Here is an 8,634-nt window from a genome sequence, read left to right on the forward strand (position 1 = left end):
CGAGTCGCGGGTGGTGCCCAGTTCAGGGCGCCCGTTCGCGGTGAAGGATCCGAGGCCGGTGTGGGTGACCACGACACCCTTGGGCAGTCCGGTGGATCCCGAGGTGTAGATGACGTACGCGGGATGGTCCGCCCGCAGGAGCATCGCGCGCTCGGCAGCAATGACCGGCGCGGAGGAGTAGCCGGTCAGGTCGAGCGAATCGAGGCACAGCCACGCGGTGCCGGGCTGATCGGTGAGCGGGCCGCTCAGGGTGAGTCCGAGTTCCGCGCCCGAGTCGGTGAGCATGTGGGTGATGCGTTCGGCCGGGTGGTTCGGGTCCACAGGGACAAACGCCGCACCCGTCTTGGCGATTGCCCACACCGCGACGATCGCCTCCATCGAACGCGGGAAGGCCACTGCGACAAACACTTCCGGAGCCGCGCCGCGCCCAATGAGGGCCCGCGCCAACCGGTTCGACCATTCATCCAGCTCGCGGTAGGTGACCGTGCGGCCGGAAGCCACCAGTGCGGTGCCGTCCGGATTCGCCGACACACCCGTAGCCAGAATCTCGGCTAGCAATACCGGCGCCGCGCCCGCACCGCCGGTGGCGGGCACCAACTGGGCACGCTCAACTGCGGTGAGCAGGTCGAGGTCGGTGATGCGGGTACCGGGATGGCGGGTCACCGCGTCGAGCAGGTCGAGGTAGCGGTCGAGCAGGCCTTGTGCGGTATCGGCGTCGAACAGGTCGGTCGCGTAGGTCAGCGTGGCGGCACCGGTGTCGCCGATGCGCAGAGTGAGGTCGAACTGTGATGTGCCGGTTTCGAATTCGTAGCCGGTCACGGTGAGGCCGGGCAGTTCCAGTGTGTTGGCCTGCGTGTGGTCGTAGGCGAAGGCGACCTGGAACAGCGGACTGTGAGCCTGCGAGCGGACCGCTGCCAGGGTTTCTACGAGACGTTCGAACGGAATATCGGTGTGCGCGAAGGCGTCCAGGTCGACGTCGCGTACCGCCGCCAGGGTGTCGGCGAATGACGCCTCGGGGTTGATCTGGGTGCGCAGGACGACGGTGTTGACGAACATGCCGATCAGGTCGTCAAGGGCCGGGTGGCTGCGGTCGGCGACCGGGGTGCCGACCACGACATCGTCGCCGGCGCCCAGACGTGAGAGCAGTACGGCGAAGACGGCGTGGGTGGCCATGAACACCGACACGCCGTGGTCGGCGGCTAGCGAACGAACCTTTGCCATCACCTCGGGGTCTACGGGGTTCGTGACGGTGGCGCCGCGGTAGGACGCGATCGCCGGTCGAGGTCGGTCGAGGGGCAGTTCGATGACCTCGGGTGTACCGGCGAGCTGGTCGCGCCAGAAGCCGAGTTGGGTCGCGGCCAGCGACACCGGGTCGGTCTCGTCGCCGAGGACCTCGCGCTGCCACAGTGCGTAGTCGGCGTACTGCACCGCCAGCGGCGCCCACGCAGGGGCTTGGCCGGCACGGCGGGCGGCGTAGGCGGTGAACACATCCCGGGCCAAGGGCGTGGTGGAGACACCGTCGCCGCTGATGTGGTGCACGACGACGGCGAGGAGCCACTCCTCGGGGCCCACCCGCAGTAGCGCACCGCGGATCGGAACCGATTGTGTGACGTCGAAACCGGCGCCGAGTACTTGCACCAGTCGGGCCGGAACCTCTTGTGCGGCAACATCGAACACGGGCAGGTCGATACCGGCCTGCTCGACCGGCAGGACCACCTGCACCGGCCCGTCGGCATCCTCGGGGAACACTGTGCGCAGCGACTCGTGCCGGGCGATGAGGTCACCGATCGCGGCCCGCAGCGCATCGACATCCAGGTCGCCGGACAGCCGCACGACCATGGGGATGTTGTATGCGGCGGAGTCGGGATCGAACCGGTTGAGGAACCACATCCGAGACTGTGCCAGCGACAATGGAATCCGGTCTGGGCGCAGACGAGCCTCCAACGCCGGACGCGCATCTCGATCTGCATCGGCCACGACCGTTGCGAACTCTTCCACCGTCGGGTTGTCGAACAACGCCCGAACCCCGATGGTGACGGCCATTCGCTGCCGAAGGTTTCCCACCACCCGCATCGCGGACAGCGAGTTCCCGCCCAGGGCGAAGAAGTCGTCATCCAGACCGACGCGCTGCGCTCCGGTGACCTCGCCGAACACTGCGGCAACCAGCTGCTCGACCGGCCGCTCCGGCGCACGGAACGCCGCCACTTCGAATACCGGCTCCGGCAGCGCCTTGCGATCCAGCTTTCCGGATGCATTGAGCGGGAACGAGTCCAACGCAACAATCTGCGACGGCACCATGTAGGACGGCACCTGTGCGGCCACACCTGCACGGAGTGCCGCGGCGTCGAGTTCTGCACCCGCGATCGCCACCACGTAGGCGATCAGCCGTTCACCGGATTCCTCGCTGCGGTGCAACACCACCACCGATTGCGACACCCCGGCCTGAGCCAGCAGCGCGGTCTCGATCTCGCCGAGCTCGATGCGCTGGCCACGCAGCTTCACCTGGAAGTCGGTGCGCCCCAGGTACTCCAACTCGCCGGCCGGAGCGGAGCTTGCGGAGCGACCCGAAAGTCCCGGAGCGGAGCCTGCGGAGCGACCATCGGACGCGGTCGTCCACCGCACCAAATCGCCGGTGCGATAGAGCCTTTCACCGGAACCGAACGGGTCTGCCACGAACCGACTCGCAGTCAACTCGGCGCGGTGATGGTAACCACGCGCCAGCTGAGCGCCCGCCACGTACAACTCACCCGCAACCCCCACGGGGACCGGACGCAAACGCTCGTCGAGCACGTACACGCGCGTGTTCCACACCGGAGCACCGATCGGCACGGTCGTGGCCTCGGCCGTGGCGGCCCACGCCGTCACAACCTCAACTTCGGCCGGGCCGTACCAGTTGTGCAACTCGGCTGCACTGCCGGCACGGAAACGGACGACGCTCTCGATGGGCAGTGCTTCACCGGCGACGAACACCCGTCGCAATGAGGCCAACCCGGGTAGCTCGGGCATGAATGCCGCCAGCATCGACGGCACGAAGTGGATCGTGGTGATCGATTCCGCAGCAATGGTGTGCGCCAGGTAGGCCGGATCGCGGTGACCATCGGGCACGGCCACAACTAGACGCGCGCCGGTCTGCAACGTCCAGAACAATTCCCACACCGACACGTCGAACGTGAACGGAGTCTTGAGCAGCACCGCGTCGGTCGCATCGAGTGGATACCGACCCTGGGCCCACAACAGCTGGTTCACCGTCGCCGAGTGAGTCAGCGCGATCCCCTTCGGCCGCCCGGTCGACCCCGACGTGTAGATCACGTACGCCGGATGCTGCGCCCGCAGCGGCGCGACCCGATCGGCATCGGTCACCGGTCGCCCGGACAACGCGGACACATCCAGCACATCCACGGCCAGCACGGGGACGTCGACCGGCATATCGAACCGGTCACGTGTCGTGGTCAGCACCACCGCCGGCGTAGCCGAATCGAGCACATACTCCACGCGCTGCGACGGCTGGTCGGGATCGATCGGCACGTATGCACCGCCCGCGGCGACAACCGCATGCACGGCAGTCACCATCTCGATGCTTCGCCGCATCGCGACCGCCACGACCCGCTCCGGGCCAACGCCGAGCGAAATCAAATGCCGCGCAAGACGATTCACCCGATTGGAGAACTCGGAATAGGTAAGCGACTCGCCCTCGAAGACCAGCGCCACCGCCTCCGGCGACGCGGCCACCTGCCGATCGAACAAATCCGACAGTCGCAACGACGAATCGACCGGTGCGGTCGTCTCGTTCCACTCCCGCACCACCCGAGCCTGCTCATCGGCGCCGAGCAGGTTCACGTCGCCGACGGGCAGAGCGGGATTGGTGCTGATCGTCTCGACGATCCGCAGCAATTGGTCACCGAGGGTGTCGATCTCGGCGGCGCCGAAGAGGGCGCGGTCGTACTTGAGGGACATGCCCAGCGTTGCTTGCACCGCTGCGATGAGCGTCACCGGGTAGTGGGTGGCATCGTTGCCTTCGACACCGGTTACGCGCAGGCCGCCGAGTGCCTCGTTTGCTGCGCCGATGCCGTCGTGGTCGACGGGGTAGGACTCGAACACCACCAGTGTGTTGAACAGATTGGTGGCCTCGGTGGTGCGCTGAATCTCGGTCAGGCCCACGAAATGGTGCTCGACGAGATCGGCCTGCTCCACCTGCAGTTCGCGTAGCAGAACGGAGATCGGTGTCGCTGCATCGATCCGGACGCGCACCGGAATGGTGTTGATGAACAGGCCGACCATCGACTCGACACCGGGCACGTCGGCGGGACGTCCCGATACCGTCGCGCCGAACACGATGTCGGAGCGTCCGGTCTTGCGGCCCAACAGAATTGCCCAGGCAAGCTGGACGACCGTGTTGACGGTGACACCCACTTCGGCGGCGACACGGGCCAGTCGCGCCGTGCCGGTCTCGTCGATTTCGAGGGGCAGGTTCCCGATCCCCGAGTCCGCGGGCGCGGGCGCGGGCGCGGACGCCTCGAGCAGCGTGGGGCCCTCGACGCCGTCGAGCGCCGTGGTCCACCGTGCCAGGGATGCGATGTGGTCGCGTTGGGCGAGCCAGGTGAGGAACGTGCGGTAGTCCCCGACGCTGGGCAGTACCGAAAGGTCGGCGTCGACGGCGTAGAGCACCAGCAGGTCCCGCATCAGCAGCGGCATCGACCAGCCATCGAGCAGGATGTGGTGGAGCGTGACAGCAAGTTGCCACTCGTCGGGCGCGGTGCGCGCGAGGGTGAAGCGCAGCAGCGGCGGTGCGGTCATATCGAAGCCGCGACGCTGGTCATCGGCGAACAGCGTCTGTGCCTGATCCTGCGCGTCGGGATGGTTGGTGAGATCCACCTCGTGCCACGGCACATCGACAGGTGCGGTAACGATCTGCACGGCACTGCCGGTCTGGTCGGTGACGAACGCGGCGCGCAGGTTCGGGTAGCGCTCGAGGAGCGCCTGCGCAGCCCTGTGCATGCGGCTGACCTCGAGGACACCGCCGAGCTTCAGCACCGCCTGCATCGTGTAGACGTCGATGGCATCGGGTTCGATCAGCAGCGTGTGGAACAGGAGGCCGGACTGCAACGGCGAGAGTGCCCACACATCGACCAGGCCCGGGTAGGCGGATTCGAAGGCGTCGATGTCGGTCTGAGTGACCGAGACGAGCGGGAGGTCCGACGGGGTCAGGCCGCCGGCTGCGGGATCGGTTGCATGGGTGGCCAATCCGCCCAATGCGTCGGCAAACAGGGACGCGAGTTCGGCGACGTCGGCGCGATCGACGACACCGGGCGGGAAGCCGAAGCTTGCCTCCAGTGCGCCGTCGGCTGCGACGCCGGCGTTGATGTCGATCGCCACGTGGGCCGGGAAGGTTTGCGCTGCGGTGGTGGTGAGCTCACCCAACTCGCCGGTCGGCACCCAGCCGATGGCGGCGAACTCCGCTGCGACCGAGCCACCGCCGACGCGGCCGAGGTAGTTGAACCCGATCTGCGGGAGGCCCGCGCCCGCCAACACCGGGGCGGTGTCGGGGTTCAGGTTGTGCAGCAGCCCGTAGCCGATGCCCTTGTCCGGGACGGCGAGCAGCTGCTCCTTGACAGCCTTGACCGCCGCCCCCACGGCCGGCCCACCGGCGAACGCGTCGGCGAGGTCGATTTCGCCGAGATCGGCGCGGACCGGGTAGACACTGGTGAACCAGCCGATCGTGCGCGAGAGGTCCGCCCCCGGGAAGGCGTCCTCCTCACGGCCGTGGCCTTCCATCCGCACCAGCGTCGAGGTGCACTCGACGCCGCGGTTGCGGCGCCACCGGGTCACCGCGAGCGAGAGCGCAGTGAGCAACGCGTCGTTCGCGCCGCCGCGGTACTGCTCGGGCAATGTTTGCAGCACGGCCTCGGTTACCTCGACCGGAATCCGCACCGACACCCGATCCAGGGTGTCCATCGTGTCAACGGAAGGATCGAGCGGGCGAGAACCGATTCGCGGATCCGGACCCTCGACGATCCCTTGCCACAGACCTGCTTCGGCAGTTCGCTCGGGACGTGTTGCCTCGTCGGCGAGGGCGTGGGTCCAGCGCCGCATCGAGGTGCCGACCGGTGCGAGCGAAACTTGTTGCCCTGCAACCAGTTGTGACCAAGCGATGCCGAGATCGGGAACAAGGATGCGCCAGGAGACGCCGTCCACCACATAGTGGTGGGCGATGATCCGCAGCACGGCGCGCCGGCGGGTGCCGTCGGTAGCGGACTCGGCGAAACCGAACCACACGAAACGGATCACCGCGCCGTTCTCGGGATCGAGTTCGGCCAGCGCAGCATCGGACTCACACGACGCAATCCTGGTGAGTTCGGTGTCGTCGATATCGGCCGGCACCGCGACACGGCGAATGAGCGAGTCGATGTCGACCGACCCGACCGGTCGCGCCTCGAGAACGGGGCTGCCGCCGGCGGTGTACCGCAGCTGCGCGCGGAGCATGTCGTGGTGGTCGACCACGGCACCGATCGTGGCCCGCAGCAGATCGGCGTCGATCCCGTCGGGGAGCTGCACGGCCACTGCCTGGGTGAACGCATGCAGGTCACCGCCGGCGGCGAGCACGTCAGCGAGCAGCGGGGTGGGGGGCATTTCACCGACACCGCCACCGGGCAACTCGGGAAGCGTGACCACGTCTTCGGTGTCGTCGATGAACACCGCCGCCGACGCGAGGGCGGCCACCGTGCGGCACTCGAACACGTCGCGTGCGCTGAACCGCACCCCACGTGCGCGGGCGCGGGCGACCAGCTGGATCGAGACGATGCTGTCGCCGCCGAGGGCGAAGAACGAATCGTCCACGCTCACGGCTGACAAGCCGAGCACGTCGGCCATGCAGTCGGCGACGATGCACTCCAGTTCCGTTGCCGGAGCACGGAATTCCGTGACCTTGAACACCGGTTCGGGCAGTGCCTTGCGATCGAGCTTGCCGATCGGGGTCAGCGGCACCTCGTCGATCACGACGAACGCCGAGGGCACCATGTAGTTCGGCAAACGCCGCGCCGCGAACTCCGCAAGTACAGTGGTATCGACCGTGGCACCGGGCGCCGGCTGCACGTAGGACACGAGCACCGTGGCACCGGAATCGAGTGTGCGGCCGAGGGTGACGGCGAAACGCACCGAATCGTGCATCATCAGGGCGGCGTCGATCTCGCCGAGTTCCACACGGAAACCGCGGATCTTCACCTGGAAATCGCTGCGGCCGACGAACTCGAGCGAACCGTCCCCGCGCCAGCGGACCAGGTCGCCGGTGCGGTAGAGGCGTTCGCCTGCCGCGCCGAACGGATGGGCCACGAACCGCTCCGCGGTCAACGCGGACCGGTCGTGATACCCCCGGGCCAGCGCATGCCCCGATAGATACAGCTCTCCCGGTACACCAACCGGCACAGGATGCAGCCGGGCGTCGAGAACGAACGAGGTCACCCCGTTCACCGCAACGCCGATCGTCACCGGGCCATCCGCGGTCAGCTCCGCGTAGTTCGAGATGATCGTCGTCTCTGTGGGGCCATAGCCGTTGAAGTACCGCCGGCCCGGCGCCCACTGCGCGACCAGTTCGGGCGTGGACGCATCGCCGCCCACCGACACCACTTCGAGTTCGCGCAGTGCCGCGCCGTCCAACGTGCCGAGCACCGCGGGGGTGATGATCATGTGCGTCACCGACTCCGCGGCGAGCAGTTCGGTCATCTCGACGCCACCGATGACGTCGGGCGGCACGATTACCAATGTCGCGCCTGCCGAGAACGCGGCCATCCACTCGAGCACCGACGGATCGAAGCTGGGCGAACACACGTGCAGGAAACGCGATTCCGACGTGACGCGGTACCGCTCGATCGCGGCCGCCAACAACCCGCCCAGGCCCTGGTGCGTGACCGCGACACCCTTCGGGCGACCGGTCGAGCCGGAGGTGTAGATCATGTACGCCGTGTTCGACGCGCGCAGCGGCGCCGACCGGTCCGCATCGGTCACCGCCCCTGCCGCATACTGCGCCAACAGCTGATCGGTAGCGGGCGCATCGAGCGCGATCCACTCGATACCGTCGGCGGGAAGTCCGGCCGTGTAGCTGGCCTCGGTGATGCCGAGCGCCGCGCCGGAATCGGTGAGCATGTACTCGACACGCTCGCGCGGGTAGGTGGGGTCGACCGGCACGAACGCGGCACCGGTCTTGGCGACCGCCCACACCGCGGCCACCATCGAATACGAACGTGGCAGCGCCAGCGCAACCCGCGTCTCCGGGCCGACACCGTGACCGATCAGCCAGCGCGCCAACCGGTTCGACGTCCGGTCCAATTCGCCATAGGAGTACGTGCGACCCTCGAACCGGACCGCGGCCGCCTCGGCATCCCATTCGACCGCGGCGGTGAGGATCTCCGCCAACAACCGCTGCGGCACCGGCCGTTCGTCCACGGCGGCGGTCAGCGCCGCGTGTTCGGTCGCGTCGAGGAGCGTGAGGTCGCCGACGGACACGGTTGGGTCGGTCGCCACGGCTGCGAGCAGGCGTGTGAAGCGCTGTGCCAACTCGGTCATCGTCGCCGGATCGAACAGGTCGGTCGCATAGATCAGTGATCCCGCGAGGCCCGCGCCGTCGGTGGCGTTGTCCGACAA

1 protein-coding gene is annotated in these 8,634 nt (G+C 67.8%); it reads right to left on the reverse strand.

Features of this window, described 5'->3' with window-relative positions; genetic code table 11:
- The coding region (locus A8G08_RS11620) for a non-ribosomal peptide synthetase (RefSeq protein ID WP_157108525.1) at positions 1-8,634 on the reverse strand (8,634 nt) is incomplete at both ends.

It is taken from the genome of Aldersonia kunmingensis (assembly GCF_001646865.1).
GTDB lineage: Bacteria > Actinomycetota > Actinomycetes > Mycobacteriales > Mycobacteriaceae > Aldersonia > Aldersonia kunmingensis.